This window comes from Streptomyces sp. NPDC002669, from assembly GCF_042889165.1.
In the GTDB taxonomy this organism is placed as follows: domain Bacteria; phylum Actinomycetota; class Actinomycetes; order Streptomycetales; family Streptomycetaceae; genus Streptomyces.
The window spans coordinates 75475-91426 of record NZ_JBIAQQ010000032.1; the positions used below are offsets into that span (position 1 = coordinate 75475).

16 protein-coding genes and 1 pseudogene are annotated in these 15952 nt (G+C 70.6%); 2 read left to right on the forward strand and 15 right to left on the reverse strand.

The features are described 5' to 3' along the window. The first annotated feature begins 84 nt into the window (after positions 1 to 84). Complete coding sequence (locus tag ACFYW1_RS33540) at positions 85 to 528, forward strand: SPW repeat protein (protein ID WP_389001906.1); 444 nt, start codon at positions 85 to 87, stop codon at positions 526 to 528. 198 nt (positions 529 to 726) lie between these two features. Here ACFYW1_RS33540 and ACFYW1_RS33545 read toward each other — a convergent pair whose 3' ends face one another. The 12 genes from ACFYW1_RS33545 to ACFYW1_RS33600 form a co-directional block, all read right to left on the reverse strand. Next, the gene (locus ACFYW1_RS33545; protein WP_389001909.1) at positions 727 to 3561 is read right to left on the reverse strand and encodes a DEAD/DEAH box helicase; all 2835 of its coding nucleotides are present in this window, start codon (positions 3559 to 3561) and stop codon (positions 727 to 729) included. Between the two features lie 45 nt (positions 3562 to 3606). Then, positions 3607 to 4515, reverse strand: a complete 909-nt coding sequence (locus ACFYW1_RS33550) for a diacylglycerol kinase (RefSeq protein WP_389001912.1) — start codon at positions 4513 to 4515, stop codon at positions 3607 to 3609. A gap of 17 nt (positions 4516 to 4532) precedes the next feature. Continuing rightward, positions 4533 to 5483: a twin-arginine translocase subunit TatC gene (tatC, locus tag ACFYW1_RS33555; protein ID WP_389001916.1), complete on the reverse strand. Its 951-nt coding sequence runs from the start codon at positions 5481 to 5483 to the stop codon at positions 4533 to 4535. A 64-nt stretch (positions 5484 to 5547) separates the two neighbouring features. Beyond that, the gene (tatA, locus tag ACFYW1_RS33560; protein WP_389001919.1) at positions 5548 to 5841 is read right to left on the reverse strand and encodes a Sec-independent protein translocase subunit TatA; all 294 of its coding nucleotides are present in this window, start codon (positions 5839 to 5841) and stop codon (positions 5548 to 5550) included. A gap of 274 nt (positions 5842 to 6115) precedes the next feature. Continuing rightward, on the reverse strand, positions 6116 to 6313 hold the full coding sequence (locus ACFYW1_RS33565; RefSeq protein WP_389001922.1) for a hypothetical protein: 198 nt from the start codon (positions 6311 to 6313) through the stop codon (positions 6116 to 6118). A 104-nt stretch (positions 6314 to 6417) separates the two neighbouring features. Further along, the gene (locus tag ACFYW1_RS33570; RefSeq protein ID WP_389001924.1) at positions 6418 to 6681 is read right to left on the reverse strand and encodes a hypothetical protein; all 264 of its coding nucleotides are present in this window, start codon (positions 6679 to 6681) and stop codon (positions 6418 to 6420) included. An 18-nt stretch (positions 6682 to 6699) separates the two neighbouring features. Further along, the gene (locus tag ACFYW1_RS33575) at positions 6700 to 7656 is read right to left on the reverse strand and encodes a helix-turn-helix transcriptional regulator (protein WP_389001927.1); all 957 of its coding nucleotides are present in this window, start codon (positions 7654 to 7656) and stop codon (positions 6700 to 6702) included. Positions 7657 to 7673: 17 nt separating this feature from the next. Next, the gene (locus ACFYW1_RS33580; RefSeq protein WP_389001930.1) at positions 7674 to 8627 is read right to left on the reverse strand and encodes a helix-turn-helix transcriptional regulator; all 954 of its coding nucleotides are present in this window, start codon (positions 8625 to 8627) and stop codon (positions 7674 to 7676) included. 113 nt (positions 8628 to 8740) lie between these two features. Continuing rightward, a complete protein-coding gene (locus ACFYW1_RS33585; RefSeq protein ID WP_389001933.1) occupies positions 8741 to 9115 on the reverse strand; it encodes an FKBP-type peptidyl-prolyl cis-trans isomerase in 375 nt (124 codons plus the stop codon). Positions 9116 to 9158: 43 nt separating this feature from the next. Then, positions 9159 to 10112 (reverse strand): FKBP-type peptidyl-prolyl cis-trans isomerase, encoded by a 954-nt coding sequence (locus tag ACFYW1_RS33590; RefSeq protein ID WP_389001936.1) that lies wholly within the window; start codon positions 10110 to 10112, stop codon positions 9159 to 9161. Positions 10113 to 10239: 127 nt separating this feature from the next. Next, a complete protein-coding gene (gene pafA, locus ACFYW1_RS33595) occupies positions 10240 to 11601 on the reverse strand; it encodes a Pup--protein ligase (RefSeq protein WP_351079195.1) in 1362 nt (453 codons plus the stop codon). 9 nt (positions 11602 to 11610) lie between these two features. Next, positions 11611 to 12870 carry an MFS transporter gene (locus tag ACFYW1_RS33600; RefSeq protein ID WP_389001939.1) on the reverse strand — a complete coding sequence of 420 codons (1260 nt, stop codon included), beginning with the start codon at positions 12868 to 12870 and terminating at the stop codon, positions 11611 to 11613. A 136-nt stretch (positions 12871 to 13006) separates the two neighbouring features. Here ACFYW1_RS33600 and ACFYW1_RS33605 point away from each other — a divergent pair, with 136 nt between their 5' ends. After that, positions 13007 to 14032, forward strand: coding sequence for a LacI family DNA-binding transcriptional regulator (locus ACFYW1_RS33605; protein WP_389001943.1), 1026 nt, complete (start codon positions 13007 to 13009; stop codon positions 14030 to 14032). A gap of 52 nt (positions 14033 to 14084) precedes the next feature. Here ACFYW1_RS33605 and prcA read toward each other — a convergent pair whose 3' ends face one another. The 3 genes and pseudogenes from prcA to ACFYW1_RS33620 form a co-directional block, all read right to left on the reverse strand. Continuing rightward, a complete protein-coding gene (gene prcA / locus ACFYW1_RS33610) occupies positions 14085 to 14900 on the reverse strand; it encodes a proteasome subunit alpha (RefSeq protein ID WP_148833640.1) in 816 nt (271 codons plus the stop codon). A 58-nt stretch (positions 14901 to 14958) separates the two neighbouring features. Continuing rightward, the gene (gene prcB / locus ACFYW1_RS33615; RefSeq protein ID WP_389001948.1) at positions 14959 to 15804 is read right to left on the reverse strand and encodes a proteasome subunit beta; all 846 of its coding nucleotides are present in this window, start codon (positions 15802 to 15804) and stop codon (positions 14959 to 14961) included. Next, positions 15756 to 15946 (reverse strand): annotated as a pseudogene (locus ACFYW1_RS33620) (endonuclease domain-containing protein); the annotation flags it as partial. The pseudogene ACFYW1_RS33620 and the gene prcB, both read right to left, overlap by 49 nt. Positions 15947 to 15952: the final 6 nt, after the last annotated feature.

Sequence of the window (15952 nt, forward strand, 5' to 3'; positions counted from 1 at the left end):
GCATATAAGAGCAGAATGACAGAGCAGGCTGTTCATCACACGGCACGTGGTGGCGGTGCTGCACGAGGGAAGGAGACGAACCTCATGACAAACCTCTCGCACACCGGCCGTGACATGGCCAGTCACCCCGATGTCTCCGAAATGCGCGATCGTTATGCCCGCATGCTCGGCGGCCGCGATGTGGCCCTGGTGGACGCGCCGGTGTTCCTCGCCGGTCTCTACTGCGCCATATCGCCGTGGGTGCTCCACTTCACGGCGAGTCAGCCCACGCTCGCGACGCACAACCTGATCATGGGTCTCGCGATCGCCGCCCTGGGCCTCGGGTTCACCGCCATGCCCGAGCGCATGTACGGCCTGAGCTGGGCCATCTGCGCCATGGGGGCCTGGACGATCCTCTCGACGTGGATCGTCGGCAGCAGTCCCGACCTCGGCATCGTCCTCAGCAACGTCATCGTCGGCGGCCTGACCGTGCTGCTGGGACTGGTCTGTGCGGGCGTGTCCATGAAGAGCGGCAGCCGCACCACCTGAAGCGGAGGCCGCCCGGGAGCCGAAAGCCGAAATGGGAACCGGCCGGAGCGGCAACCGGCCGGAGCAGGGACCGTCGACCGGTCCGCGCGGAGCGGACCGGTCGACGGCCGTGCGGCACCGGGGGCCCCGCAGAACACCCCGGCCCGTCCGGCGCCTCGTGCGGCACTCGCGAAACGGGCCCCGCCCCGCGGGGAGACCTCACCCCACGGAGCTGTACGCCACGACCCCCCGCAGCACCGCGTCCACCGCCTTGTGCGCGCTGCGCGCCACGGAGCTCCCCTCCCTCGGCGCGGCGGCCGCGATCTGTCCCAGCACGTCGATCACCTGCTTGCACCACCGCACGAAGTCCCCCGCCGGCATGTCCGCCTCGCCGAGGACTTCGTCCAGCGTCCGGCCCGACGCCCACATGTAGACCGCCCAGGCGAACCCCAGGTCGGGCTCGCGCTGTCCGACCCCCTCCGCCTGGTTGATCTTGAAGTCCTCCTCCAGGGCGTCGAGCCTGCCCCAGATCCGGACCATCTCGCCCAGCGCGGTCTTCGCCGGTCCCGACGGCAGCTTGGGCGCCACCGCGTCGTCGGCCTGCCGCGCCTCGAACACCAACGCCGATACGCACGCCGCGAGTTCGGCGGGGTTCAGGCCCTCCCACACCCCGGCCCGCAGGCATTCGCTCGCCAGCAGGTCCAGTTCGCCGTAGAGCCGCGCGAGGCGGCGCCCGTGCTCGGTGACCTCGTTGCCCCGCAGGTAGTCGAGTTCGGTGAGCAGCGCGACGATCCGGTCGAAGGTGCGGGCGATCGTGTTCGTCCGCCCCTCGATCCGTCGCTCCAACTGCTTCGTGTCCCGCTGCAGTCGGTGGTAGCGCTCGGCCCACCGCGCGTGGTCCTCGCGCTCGTCGCACCCGTGGCAGGGGTGCGCCCGCAGCTCCGCCCGGTAACGGGCGATCTCCCGGTCGTCGGCCGCGACGGACCGCCCCTTGCGGTGCCGCTCCGGCACGATGTGGCCGGCCTTGGTCCGCAGCGCGGAGGCCAGGTCGCGACGCGACTGCGGCGAGCGCGGGTTGAACGACTTCGGCACCCGCATCCGCTCCAGCGCCTCCACCGGCACCGGGAAGTCGATCGAGCCGAGCCGCTTGACCTGCCGCTCGGCCGTCAGCACCAACGGCCTCGGCCCGTCGTGGTATTCGAGCCCGCGATGGCCGTGCCCGTTGGTCCGCCCGGCGGGCAGCCCGGGGTCGAGGACCAGTGCCAGCCCGGCGAACTTGCCGGTGGGCACGTGGATGATGTCACCGGGCTTGAGCTTCTCCAGCGAGGCCGCCGCGGCCACCCGCCGCTGCGCCGCGCCCTGCTTGGCCAGTTCCGTCTCGCGGTCCTTGAGCTCGCGGCGCAGCCGCGCGTACTCCTCGAAGTCGCCGAGGTGACAGGTCATGCCCTCCCGGTAGCCCGCCAGTCCCTCCTCGTTCCTCTGGACCTGGCGGGAGATGCCGACCACCGACCGGTCCGCCTGGAACTGCGCGAAGGAGGTCTCCAGCAGCTCGCGCGAGCGGTGCCGCCCGAACTGCTGCACCAGGTTGACGGCCATGTTGTACGAGGGCCGGAAGCTGGAGCGCAGCGGGTACGTGCGGGTGCCCGCCAGGCCGGCCAGCGCGCCCGGGTCCATGCCGCGCTGCCAGAGCACCACGGCGTGGCCCTCGACGTCGATGCCGCGGCGCCCTGCCCGCCCGGTCAGCTGGGTGTACTCGCCGGGGGTGATGTCGGCGTGCTGCTCGCCGTTCCACTTGACGAGCTTCTCCAGCACCACCGAACGCGCGGGCATGTTGATGCCGAGGGCGAGGGTCTCCGTGGCGAAGACGGCCTTGACCAGCCCGCGCACGAAGAGTTCCTCGACGACCTCCTTGAACGTCGGCAGCATGCCCGCGTGGTGGGCCGCGATGCCCCGCTCCAGTCCTTCGAGCCACTCGTAGTAGCCCAGGACGTGGAGGTCCTCGCCGGGGATGGAGGCCGTGCGCTCCTCGACGATCTCGCGGACCAGCCGCCGCTTCTCCTCGTCGTTGAGCCGCAGTCCGGCGTGCAGGCACTGCTGCACGGCGGCCTCGCAGCCGGCCCGGCTGAAGATGAACGTGATGGCGGGGAGCAGCCCTTCGGCGTCCAGCCGGTCGATGACCTCGGGCCTGGCCGGGGTCCAGATCCGGCTGCGCTGGCGCCGCTCGCGCTCCCGGTCCGCCTCGCGCACCATCTTGCCGCGGCGGCGCTCGCGCGGGTTGTACCCCCGCTGGTTCTCCATCCGGGCCAGCCGGACGAGATCGGGGTTGACCTCGCGGCGTCCGGTGCCCCGGCCGCCGTGGTCGGTCTCCTCCTCGAAGAGGTCGTACATCCGGCGGCCCGCCAGCACGTGCTGCCAGAGCGGCACGGGCCGGTGCTCGGAGACGATCACCTGGGTGTCGCCACGGACGGTGTCCAGCCAGTCGCCGAACTCCTCGGCGTTGGACACCGTCGCCGACAGCGACACCAGGGTCACGGAGTCCGGGAGGTGAATGATCACTTCCTCCCAGACGGCGCCCCGGAAGCGGTCGGAGAGGTAGTGCACCTCGTCCATCACCACGTAGCCCAGGCCGCGCAGCGCCTGCGAGCCCGCGTACAGCATGTTCCGCAGCACCTCGGTGGTCATGACGACCACCGGGGCATCGGCGTTGACACTGTTGTCGCCCGTCAGCAGGCCGACCTTGTCCGGTCCGTACCGCTTGACCAGATCGGTGAACTTCTGGTTGGACAGGGCCTTGATGGGCGTGGTGTAGAAGCACTTCCGGCCCTGCGAGAGGGCGAGGTGCACGGCGAATTCACCGACGATCGTCTTGCCCGACCCCGTGGGGGCGGCGACGAGTACGCCCTTGCCGGCCTCCAGGGCCTCACAGGCCTCGATCTGGTAGGCGTCCAGATCGAATTCGTACAGCTCGCGGAAGGGTGCGAGTGCGGTGGCCTGCTCGGCGGCACGGATCCGAGAAGCCTGGTATCGCTCAGCTGGTGAGAGGTCCTCTGTCATCGTGCTTTCGAGACTACCCGCCCCCTCTGACAGCAGGCGCGATCTTTAAATCCCGCCGGAGGGACCCGGCGCGAGCACCCGTACCGCGCCCGGCACGCAGTGCGCGGTGAGCGGCAGCGCCCCGAGCTGCTCACCGTCCGCGTACGCGGTGACACCGGCCGCGGCCAGCTCGACGGAGGAGACCCGGTGCACGGTGACCGCGGGGTGGCCGAGGTGCGTTCCCTTGTAGACGCGGGGAAAGACCTTGAGCAGGGTGGTGCGGCTGCAGTTCCCGACGACGGTCACGTCGAACAGCCCGTCGTCCATGACGGCGTCCGCGCAGATCCGCATGCCCCCGCCGTACGTGGAGCCGTTGCCCACGGCGATGAGGGTGGCCTCGATCTCCCGCACGGGGCCGCCGTCCAGCCGGATCCGGTACGGGATGGGCCTGAACGCGGCGAGTTCGGCGAGGATCGCGAGGTCGTACTTGAACCGTCCGCCGACCCAGCGCATCCGGTTGCCGCGGTCGTTGACCCGGGAGTCGAAGCCGGAGGCGAGCACGGAACCGAACCACCGCTCGCCGACCCGGCCGAGGTCGATCTCGCGCACGGCACCGCCCTTGAGCAGTTCGGCGGCCAGCCGCCCGGCGGCGGAGGGGTCCCGTATCGGCGTCCCGAGCGCGCGGGCGAAGTCGTTCCCGGTGCCGACGGCGACGATCCCGAGCGGGGTCCGCGTCCCGGCGACGGCCTGCAGGGCGAGGGACATCATGCCGTCCCCGCCCACCGCGACCAGTGCGCCGGTCCCGTCCGCGACGGCCCGGCGGGCCCTTCGCAGGGCGTCGTCGGCGTCCTCGCCGAGAACCGTGCGGACGGAGAATCCGGCGTCCCGCAACGCGGAAGCGGCCGGCTGCGCGGCATGCGCGCCCCGGCCGCTTCCCGCGGTGGGATTGACGAAAAGGGTGATCTCGCTGGTCACCCGGGGACCCTACAAGGTCAGGTGATGTCGTCGTAACCGTTCAGCCGGTCACGGTCCGAGTTCGCCTGCGAGGGCAGCGACCGGGGGGACGAGACCGGTTCGATCTCACCGATGTCCTCGGGGGTGAGGTCCAGGTCCGACGCCTCGTCGTCGGCCGGGCCCGCCGCCGCGATCCGCGCCTTGCGGCGGTCGTTGAGGAGCGCGATCGCCGTGGCCACGAAGTAGAGCACCCAGATCGGTACGGCGAGCCCCAGCATGCTCACCGGGTCCGTGCTGGGAGTGGCCACCGCGGCGAAGACCGTGATGCCCATGATCATGCCCCGCCACCAGCCCAGCATCCGCTTGCCGGTGATGACCCCGCCGAAGTTCAGCATGACGAGCAGCAGGGGCAGTTCGAAGGAGAGGCCGAAGACCACGACCATGCGCGTGATCAGGTCCAGCAGTTCGTCCAGCGGCAACTGGTTGTCGAGGTCCTCCGGCGAGAACTCCAGCAGCACCCGGGACATCGTGGGCAGGGTCTTGTACGCGAAGAAACCACCCGCGAGGAAGAGCGGGAAGCCCGCGCCGACGAAGGCGAGGGAGTACTTCTTCTCGTGCTTGTGCAGCCCCGGGGCGACGAACGCCCACAGCTGGTAGAGCCAGAGCGGCGAGGACAGGGTGATGCCCGCCATCAAGGAGACCTTGAGGGCGAGGGTGAACGGGGTGAGCAGACCGTTCAGAACGATGCGCGCACAGGTGCCGTCTTCCTTCTTCGCGAGTTCGGCGAAGCTGGATTCACAACCGACCGCCTTCAACACGGGGTTGGTGAAGACCTCGATGATGTCCTTGTAGAAGAACGCGGCCACGATCGTGACGACGACGATCCCGAGCAGCCCCTTGGCCAGCCGGTTACGCAGCTCACGCAGGTGCTCCACCAGGGGCATGCGGCCCTCTGGGTCCGTCTCCTGCTTGCGGGCAGACTTGAGCAACCCACGTCCTCATCTCGTGCAGCAGGCCCTCATGATCAGGGCGCCTGCGTCGGCCCGTTTCTTGTCAGCGCTTGGTCGAGTCGGTCGGCTCCGCGACCGGACGCGAGCTGGTCACGTCGCCGGGGGCGGCCTTGATCGTGCGCTGGGCGGTCTGGTCCTGGGCCGCGTCGTTGGCGGCCGGCTCGGCCGGGGTCGCCGACGGGGAGCCCTCGGACTTCATCGCCTTGGCTTCGCTCTTGAGGATGCGGGCCGACTTGCCGAGCGAGCGAGCCATGTCAGGAAGCTTCTTCGCGCCGAACAGCAGAATGACGACGACGAGGATCAGGATGATCTCGGGAGCGCCAAGCTTTCCGAACATATGCGTGTACCTTCTCACCGAGGCAGCAGGGGCGGGCGGATCGAACCTCGGACCGGACGTCCGACCTTCGTACTGTCAGCGATCGTATCCCGCAGGAGTAAACACAGGGCAATACCCACGCATCCTTGCGGTTACGGCCCATGCCTCGCTCTCCGGGCCGCTTCAGCAGCGTACCCCTCCGGCCCGAGAAACTGGAGGCCGCGCCCGTCCCGATCCATTCGCCCTGCTCACAGGGCGAATGGGAGCCGACGGAGCACCCGGGGCGCGGGGTCCGTCAGCGCAGCGCCTCGCCGGTGGCGGCCAGGTCGGTCGCCGCCCTTTCGAGGTCCTCCGCAGCCCGGTTGATGCGCTGGGTGGTCAGCGTCACCTGGCGCCCGAGGCGCTGGGTTTCGACGAAGACCTTGACGGCCAGCACGCCGAGGACGGCGATGCCGAGAAATCCCAGGGCGATGGCGAGCATGGGCCAGAACATGCGCAGAGCCTCGATGTGTCTAGGGGGCGGAGTCTCGGAGCCGGTGCGGCGGGAGGCGTTCCGGTGACGGATGTGGAGGGCGGGGCCGGGGTTTTCGTCACGCCCTAGGTGTGGAGGCGCAGCGTCCGGACCCCGCCGCCGGTGAGGAGTTCGACTATCCGCTCCCCGGCGGGCTTGCGCACGGCCGTGCCGCACCGGGGGCAGGTGAAGGAGTAGAACGTCGTGCGGCGGCTGGCGCCGACGGCGAGGCGCAGGGCGCCCGCCGCCAGCTCGAACCGTTCGCGGCAGTCCGGGCAGGCGGCCCTGAACCGCACGGACTCGGGCACCACCACGGTCGGAACGTCCGACACCACGGACATATGACTCATGTCTCCCTCGGTATCCGCTCAGGCCGGGCCGTCGTACGCGGCGAGCGCCGCACGGGCCGCCTCCCGCGCGCTTTGTGCCAGTTCCGGTGGGGAGACGATGCGGCCCTCCCCGCCCAGCCGCAGCGCGAGTCTGCGCAGCGAGGCCGGATCGGGGGTGCGCAGGGTGATGCGGAGCCCGCCGTCGGGCAGTTCCTGCGCGCTGTCGTGCGGGTAGTACTCGGCGACCCATCGGCCGCCGGGGCCCACCTCGACCACGACCTCGGGGTCCTCGGCCGCCGGGTGGACGAGCCCTTCGGACAGGTCCCGCAGTTCCAGCTCGGGCGGGGCGGCCGGTTCGTCGAGGAGCCGGATCTCGGCCACCCGGTCGAGCCGGAAGGTGCGCCGGTCCTCGGAGGACCGGCACCACGCCTCCATGTACGTGTGCCCCACGGCGAACAGCCGGATCGGGTCCACCTCGCGCTCGGTGAGTTCGTCGCGGGCGGGCGAGTAGTAGCGCAGCCAGAGCCTGCGGCGCTCGGAGATCGCCCGGTCGACATCGGCGAAGACGCCGCCCTCCGACTCGAAGGTGACCGAGAGCCGGGAGCTCGCCGCGCCCGTCTCACCGGCCGCGGTCTCCAGCTTCGCGGTGGCCCGCAGCAGCGCCTGCCGGTCGCTCTCGCGCAGCCCGGGCAGCGTGGCCACGGCGCGGGCGGCCACCAGGAGCGCCGTCGCCTCGTCGGCGGCGAGCCGCAGCGGCGCGGCGACGTCGTCCGGGTTGTGCCACCAGATGCGGTCGCCGTCGGTGTCGATGTCCAGCAGGTCCCCGCCGCGGAAGCTCGTCCCGCACATGGGCAGGACGTCGAGGTCCGAGATCAGCTCGTCCTCGGTGATCCCGAAGGCGCGGGCCACGTCCTGGACGTGGGCGCCGGGGCGCTCGCGCAGGTACGTCACCAGGGAGAGCATCCGGCGGGTCTGGTCGATCGCGTTCGTCGCCATCAGTACGCTCCTCCCCCTCAGTCCTTGGCCACGGCGCGCAGCCGTTCCACCACGTCGGCCCGCAGATCGGCGGGTTCCTCGACGACCACGTCCGGGCCGAACTCGACGAGCCAGGCGTCCAGACCGTGTCCGTACGGAATCTCCAACTCGTCCCACCCGTTCCCGAGTTCCCGGACCGATACGGCGCGCGAGCGCAGCGGGTAGCCGGCTCCGGTGCGCAGCCTGATCAGCGCGGTCCTGGTCGCCGTCTCCCCCGCCCAGCTCTCGACGGTCTCGCGGACGGTCACCACGTCGGGCACCTCCCTGGTGAACGCCCCGGCCCGGGAGCGGACCCGGCCGGTGATCCGGGAGAGCCGGAACACCCGCTCGGCCCCCCGGTCGCGGTCCCAGCCGGCCAGGTACCAGTGGCCGCGCCAGCATTCCAGCGTCCACGGTTCGACGTGGCGCTGTTCGGAGCGGGCCGCGTTGCCCTTGCGGTAGTCGAAGATCACCGGGCGGCGGTCCCGGCAGGCCAGCATCAGCGGTTCGAAGGCGGCCTCGCGGACGGGGATGCGCGGTTCGAGGGCGCTGTGCACCTCGTACGTCTCCTCGGTCTCCGGCATGCCGGCGGCCCGCAGTTTCTGCAGCGCACCGCTGGCGGCACCGGCCAGCCGGGCCTGCTGCCAGACCTTGGCGGCCAGTCCGAGCGCGGCGGCCTCCTCGGCGTCCAGCGTGATCGGGGGCAGCCGGTTGCTGTCCCGGCGGGCGAGGTACCCGGTGTCGCCGTCCAGGTTCTCCACGGTCTCGATGACGAGGCCGAGCTCGCGCAGATCGTCCTTGTCGCGCTCGAACATCCGGTTGAAGGCGTCGTCGGAGCCCGCTTCCAGGTAGGCCTCGATGGATCCGCGCAGCTCGCGCTTGCTGAGCGGGCGGCGGGTCCCCAGCAGGCACAGCGCCAGGTTCATCAGCCGCTCGGCCTTGGCAATCGCCATCGGCGCCCTTTCTGTTTCGCTCTACGACGGTCGACCGTACCGCTCCGCGCTGTCCGGACAAAAGCGAGGGCCCGTGCCTCTCGGCACGGGCCCTCGCATCGCGTGGATGCGGATCAGACGGCGACCAGGTCGCAGACGAAGATCAGCGTCTCGCCGGGCGCGATGCGGCCGCCACCGGCGCCGCGGTCGCCGTACGCGAGGTGCGCGGGAATGATCAGCTGGCGACGGCCGCCGACCTTCATGCCCTGCACGCCCTGGTCCCATCCGGCGATGACCTGACCGGCACCGAGCTGGAACTCCAGCGGGCCCCCGCGGTTCCAGGAGGCGTCGAACTCCTCCCCGGTGGAGAAGGCCACGCCCACGTAGTGGACGGAGACCGTGGCGCCGGCCTCGGCGACCGCGCCGTCGCCCTCCCAGATGTCCTTGATCTCCAGCTCGGCCGGCGGCTCGCCACCCGGGAAATCGATCTCGGGCTTCTCGATGCTCACTGACTTGCTCCTCTTGATGATGAACTGGGCAACCGGGACAGTCTTACATCTTCGCCAGCAGGTCCACCGCGAAGACCAGCGTGGACTTGGCGGGGATGGTCTGCTGGGCCTTGTCGCCGAAGCCCTGGTCCGGCGGGATGACGAGCAGCACCCGGCTGCCGATCTTCTTGCCGACCAGACCGTTCTTCAGGCCCTTCAGGGTGACCTGGGCGAGCGGGAAGGTCTGGGTCTTGCCCGCCGCGTAGGTGCTGTCGAAGGTCTTGCCGTCCTTCCACGTCAGCCCGACGTAGTTCACGACGACGCTGTCGGTGTCCTTCACGACCTCGCCCTCGGACTCCAGGACGTAGTTGGAGACCAGCTTCTTCGGCGGGTCGCTCTTGGCCGGGATGGTGACCTTGGGCGCCTTGCCGTCCGTGTTGGTGCCGACCTTCGGAAGGTCGATGTTGTCCTGGGCGACCTCGGTGCCCTTGGCGGAGGCCGGGATCTGCGTCGCCTTCAGGACGTCGACGACGAAGACGAGCGTGGCGTTGGGCTTGATGTCGCCCTGCCCCCGGTCCCCGTAACCGAGGTCCGGCGGGATGACCAGCTGGACCCGGCTGCCGACCTTCTGGCCGACGAGTCCCTTGTCCCAGCCCTGGATGACCATGCCGGCGCCGAGGGTCAGGTCGAACGGCTGCTTGCGGTCGAAGCTGTTGTCGAACGGCTTGTCCGAGTCCCAGGACTGGCCGAGGTAGTTGACCTGGATCGCGTCGCCGTTCTTGAGCGTGGCGCCGTCGCCCTTGCTGACGACTCTGGTCTTCAGCTCCTTGGGCGGGTTGCCCGTGCCCTTGGCCAGGGTGGGCTTCTCCCCGAACTTCGCGCCCGCGGTGATCGCGGGGAAGCCGTCCTTCGACGGGGCGGAGGCGGAAACTGAATCGGAAGCGGAGCCCTTCTCGTCGCCGCAGCCCGCTGCCAGCAGCAACAGGGGGACGACGAGAAGGCCGGCAAGTCGGCGCACTGGTTCCTCAGATCTCAGACGGCACGTTTGGTTGGGTCCCCGACACTCTAGGGCGTACGCGGGGCCCCGTACGAGGAACGTACGGGGCCCCGCGTCGCGTCGTCGGCCGGGCTTCTCCCGCGCCGGTTCACATACCCGCGATCAGCTTCTCGACACGGTCGTCCACCGAACGGAACGGGTCCTTGCACAACACGGTGCGCTGCGCCTGGTCGTTGAGCTTGAGGTGCACCCAGTCGACGGTGAAGTCCCGCCGCTGTTCCTGCGCCCTGCGGATGAAGTCGCCGCGCAGCCGCGCCCTGGTCGTCTGCGGGGGCACGGACTTGCCCTCGAAGATCTTCAGGTCGTTGCAGACGCGGGCGGCCTGTCCCTTGCGTTCCAGCAGGTAGTACAGACCGCGACGACGGTGGATGTCGTGGTACGCGAGGTCTATCTGGGCGACCCGCGGGTGCGACATGGTCATGTTGTGCTTGGCCCGGTACCGCTCGATGAGCTTGTACTTCATCACCCAGTCGATCTCGGTCTCGATCCGGTCGAGGTCCTCGGCCTCGATCGCGTCGAGCGTACGGCCCCAGAGCTCCAGCACCCGGGCGACCGTGCCGGTGCGGATGCCGCGGCGGTCGACGAAGTCGACGGCCTTCTCGTAGTACTCGCGCTGGACCTCGATGGCCGACGCCTCGCGGCCGCTGGCCAGGCGCACCTTGCGCTGCCCGGTGGTGTCGTGGCTGACCTCGCGGATCGCCCGGATCGGGTTCTCCAGCGTCAGGTCCCGCATCACCGTGCCCGCTTCGATCATGCGGAGCACCAGGTCGGTCGCACCGACCTTGAGCAGCATGGTCGTCTCGGACATGTTGGAGTCACCGACGATGACGTGGAGGCGGCGGTACCGCTCCGCGTCCGCGTGCGGTTCGTCGCGGGTATTGATGATCGGACGGGAACGCGTCGTCGCGGAACTGACGCCCTCCCAGATGTGCTCGGCACGCTGGCTGACGCAGTAGACGGCGCCCCGGGGGGTCTGCAGCACCTTGCCCGCGCCGCAGATCAGTTGCCTCGTGACGAGGAAGGGAATGAGGATGTCCGCGAGCCGGGAGAATTCACCGTGCCGGGCCACCAGGTAGTTCTCGTGGCAGCCGTAGGAATTCCCCGCGGAGTCGGTGTTGTTCTTGAAGAGATAGACGTCGCCCGCGATTCCCTCCTCGTGCAGGCGGCGTTCGGCGTCGACGAGCAGACCTTCGAGAATGCGCTCACCGGCCTTGTCGTGGGTGACCAGTTCGGTCAGGTTGTCGCATTCGGGGGTTGCATATTCCGGATGCGATCCCACGTCGAGGTAGAGGCGGGCGCCGTTCCGCAGAAAGACATTGCTGCTGCGGCCCCATGACACAACACGGCGGAAGAGGTAGCGCGCCACTTCGTCAGGGGACAGTCGGCGCTGTCCCCTGAACGTGCACGTGACGCCGTACTCGTTCTCCAGCCCGAAAATGCGGCGGTCCATGACTGAACATTACGCCTGATGGCCTGAGCTGAAACCGGGTTCGACAGCACCGTTTCGATCATTTTCCGATCCCTGTACTGCAACTGCGGTGCGGCCGGGAACTGCCAGTACCCGTCCGGTGGTCAGCAGAACGAGGAGTGCCGCCACTCCACCGGCCGCAGCGACGGCGAAACTCCACGCCGTGCCGCCCAGCTCGACGGCCGGGCCGGCCACGGCCGTTCCCACCGCGGCGCCCACCCCGAACGTCGTCACCAGCCAGGAGAACGCCTCGGTCACGGTGCCCCGCGGGGCGTGCCGGTCGACCACGATGAACGAGCAGGCGATCGCGGGGGCCAGGAAGACCCCGGCCAGTGCCGCCAGCGCGGTCATGGCGACCACGCCCGGCGTCAGCATCAGCGGCAGGTAGCCCAGCGCCAGCAGGGCGACGATGACCCGCAGCCGGCGCTCCGGGGCCCCGGCCCACTGCCGCGCCCCGTACACCGCGCCGCCGATCAGGGCGCCCAGCCCGAGGGCGGCCATCAGCCAGCCGTACACCGACTCGCGGCCGTGGTCGTCGGCGTAGGCCACGCCGGCCACCGTGATCGAGCCCAGCGCCAGCCCGACGAAGAAGAACGAGCCGAGCAGCGCCAGCAGCCCCGGCGAGCGCAGCGCGCCCAGCCAGTGCGCCTCGCGGGGGGCGGAGCGCCAGGTGCGGGACGGCTCGGAGAGGACGACGGAGAGCGCCCCCAGCACCCCCAGCACGTTGATGACGAGCAGGGCCGCGGCGGGCGACCAGAGCGAGACGAGCACCGTGACCAGGAGCGGGCCCAGGGTGAACATGACCTCCTGGGCGACGGCGTCCATGGCGTACGCCCGGTGCACCCGGTCCTCGCCGCCCAGGACGCTCGGCCACAGGGCCCGCAGGCCGCCCTCCAGCGGCGGCGTGAAGAGTCCGGCCACGACGACCGCCCCGTAGGCCAGGGGCAGCGAACCGAGGCCCACCGCGGCCAACAGGACCATGCCCAGCGCCGAGACCACCGAGGCCGGCAGCTGGACGCGCGGCTGGCCGTACAGGTCCACGGCGCGGCCCAGCAGCGGCTGGCCGACGGCGGTGGACAGCCCGTACACGGCCGCGAGCGCGCCGGCGAGGGTGTAGCTGCCGCCCTCGGCCCGGGTGAAGAGCACGATCGCGATGTGGCCGGTACCGCTCGGCAGCCGTCCCAGCAGGGTCCCCGCCAGCAGCCGCGCGGCGTGTTTCGCCCGGAGGATGTCCAGATATCCCGCGGCCATGTTCCGTCGCCCCTCTCCCTCGGGCGCTCTTCGGCCACCCAGAGGTTTTACGTATAACTTCGAGGCTCATACGTACCATGTGCCCAGTCCGCAGGTCCACCGCACAGCGCCTGCCCCGATCGGCCGGGAGGCCCGAGTGACCAGCGCACCACAGCCCGTACCGACCCGGCCCACCAGCCGCGACGTCGCCCGGGCCGCGGGCGTCTCGCAGGCCACCGTCTCCCTCGTGCTCGGCGGCAAGTGGCGGGGCCGGGTCTCCGCGGCCACCGCGGAGCGCGTTCGGCACACCGCCCACGGGCTCGGCTACCGGCCCAACCTCGCCGCCCGCAACCTCCGTCTCGGCCGTACCAGGACCGCGCTGCTGGTCGTCCCCGCGCTCACCAACGAGTTCTTCGCCCGTGTCTACACGGGGGCCGCCGCGGTAGCCGCCGAACACGATTTCGGGGTGGTCCTCTACCCGTCCCCCGAGGGCACCGGCCCGGCCCGGGACCCCTTCGCCTCGGCGAGCGCCTCCCTGGACGGCGTGATCGCCTCCTCCATGGCCGCCGGCGCCCTGGACGCGCTGCGCGGTGCGGCCCTGCCGCTGGTCATGATCGACAGCGACCCGGCGGACGGCGGGGTCGCGGCCCACGTCAATCTCGACGTCGCCGACGGCATGCGCCAGGTGGCGGAGCACCTGCTCGCCCTCGGCCACCGCCGCTTCGTCCACCTCGCGTCGGCGGTCGACTCCTGGACCTTCGTGGTGCGCGGCCGGGCGTTGCACGAGACCCTGCGGGCGGTCCCCGGCACCTCGGTGCGGACCGTCCCCGCGGCACTCGACGTGCACGCGGGCCGTACGGCGGCCGAGCAGGCCCTCGCCGCCCCGGGGCCCCGGCCCACCGCCATCGTCTGCGACGACGACATCCTGGCCGCGGGTGCCTGCAAGGCCGCCCGCAGGCTGGGTCTGCGGGTGCCCGGCGACCTCTCGGTCACCGGCTTCGACGACCTGGCCCTGGCCACGGCCGTCGAGCCGGAGCTCACCACCGTGCGGCTGCCCGCCGAGCAGGTCGGCGAGCGCGGCATGGCGGCCCTGCTGGCGGTCCTGGACGACCGCCCGGCCGAGCCCGGCAGCCTGCCGGTGCGCCTGGTCGCCCGCGGCTCCTCGGCGGCCGTCCGCCCATGACCGCGCCCCGGCCCGCCGGGAGGCGGACCGGGGCGTGCGTCACCGCGACGGGCTACTTCTCGGAGGACTCCACGTCCCCGCCGGAGTCGGCGGATCCGGTGGTGTCCGTCGGGGCCGCGGCGGCCCCGTCCTCGGTGTCGGAGGGGGCGTCCGTCGGCGCGGAGCCGCCGTCCGCCTCCAGCAGCCGCGCCAGCTGCCGCCCGACGATCCGCTTGAACTTGCGCTGCTGCGGCCGCGTACGGTCCAGGACCGCGACCTCCAGCCGCTCGGCGGGGATCTCCCGCTCGCTGCCGTTGGGGTCGCGCGACAGCGCCTGCACCGCCAGCTTGAGCGCCTCGGCCAGCGTCATCCCGTCCCGGTGCCGCTGGTCCAGGAAGGTGCTGATCTGCTCGGCGTTGCCGCCGACCGCGACCGAGCCGTGCTCGTCGACGATCGAGCCGTCGTGCGGCAGCCGGTAGATCTGGTCGCCCTCGGGCTCGGTGCCCACCTCGGCGACCACCAGCTCCACCTCGTACGGCTTCTCGGCCGCACTGGAGAAGATGGTGCCCAGCGTCTGTGCGTAGACGTTGGCCAGCCCACGGGCCGTCACGTCGTCGCGGTCGTAGGTGTATCCGCGCAGATCGGCGTAGCGCACGCCGCCGATGCGGAGGTTCTCGTACTCGTTGTACTTGCCGGCGGCGGCGAAGCCGATCCGGTCGTAGATCTCGCTGAACTTGTGCAGCGCGCGGGACGGGTTCTCGCCGACGAACACAATGCCGTCGGCATACTGCAGCACAACCAGGCTGCGACCACGGGCGATGCCCTTCCGGGCGTATTCCGCCCGGTCGGCCATGGCCTGCTGGGGTGAGACATAGAACGGCGTCGACACCGGTTATCCGTCCCTTTCTGTCAGTGACGAGAGCATCGAAGAGGCAGCGGAACGGTGGTCAGAGCAGCGCGGCGCGCGGGCCGTCGGGCTGCTCCATCCGGCGTTCGAGGACCGAGCGGGCGACCTCGGAGGATTCCGCGTCGTCCAGCCTCCGGTAGCCCTCGTCGGTGATGACGGTGACGATCGGATAGATCCGCCGGCCCACGTCCGGACCACCGGTCGCCGAGTCGTCGTCGGCCGCGTCGTACAGCGCCTGCACGACCAGGGTGAGCGCCTCCCGCTCCGTCAGGTCGTCGCGGTAGAGCTTCTTCATGGAGCTGCGGGCGAAGACCGATCCCGAGCCGGTGGCCGCGTAGCCGTGCTCCTCCGAGCGCCCGCCGGTCACGTCGTACGAGAAGATCCGGCCCTTCTCGCGGTCGATGTCGAAGCCGGCGAAGAGCGGCACGACGGCGAGGCCCTGCATGGCCATCCCCAGATTGCTGCGGATCATCGTGGAGAGCCGGTTCGCCTTGCCCTCCAGCGAGAGCTGGGCGCCCTCGACCTTCTCGAAGTGCTCCAGCTCCAGCTGGAACAGCTTGACCATCTCCACGGCCAGTCCGGCCGTGCCGGCGATGCCCACCGAGGAGTACTCGTCGGCCGGGAAGACCTTCTCGATGTCGCGCTGTGCGATCACATTGCCCATGGTCGCCCGCCGGTCACCGGCCAGGACCACCCCGCCGGGGAACGTCACCGCGACGATGGTCGTCCCGTGCGGCGCCTCGACGGCTCCCTGCAGCGGCGGCAGGTTGCGGTTGCCCGGGAGCAGCTCCGGGGACTGGTCGGACAGGAAGTCCATGAACGAAGAGGATCCCGGCGTCAGGAAGGCAGCTGGTAGACGCCCGGTGCTACGAGTGTTGGCTTCCACGCGTTTCCCTCCAGGTAAGCGACGGCCCCGAACCGGAGGTCGGGATCGTCTCCCAACTCGCCGACGGCCGAATTGCAGTTGATGCGGTTACGCCACGGACCCTACCCGTCCCGTGGCGGTGATCCACATGAACCGCGGGGGCGGCTGC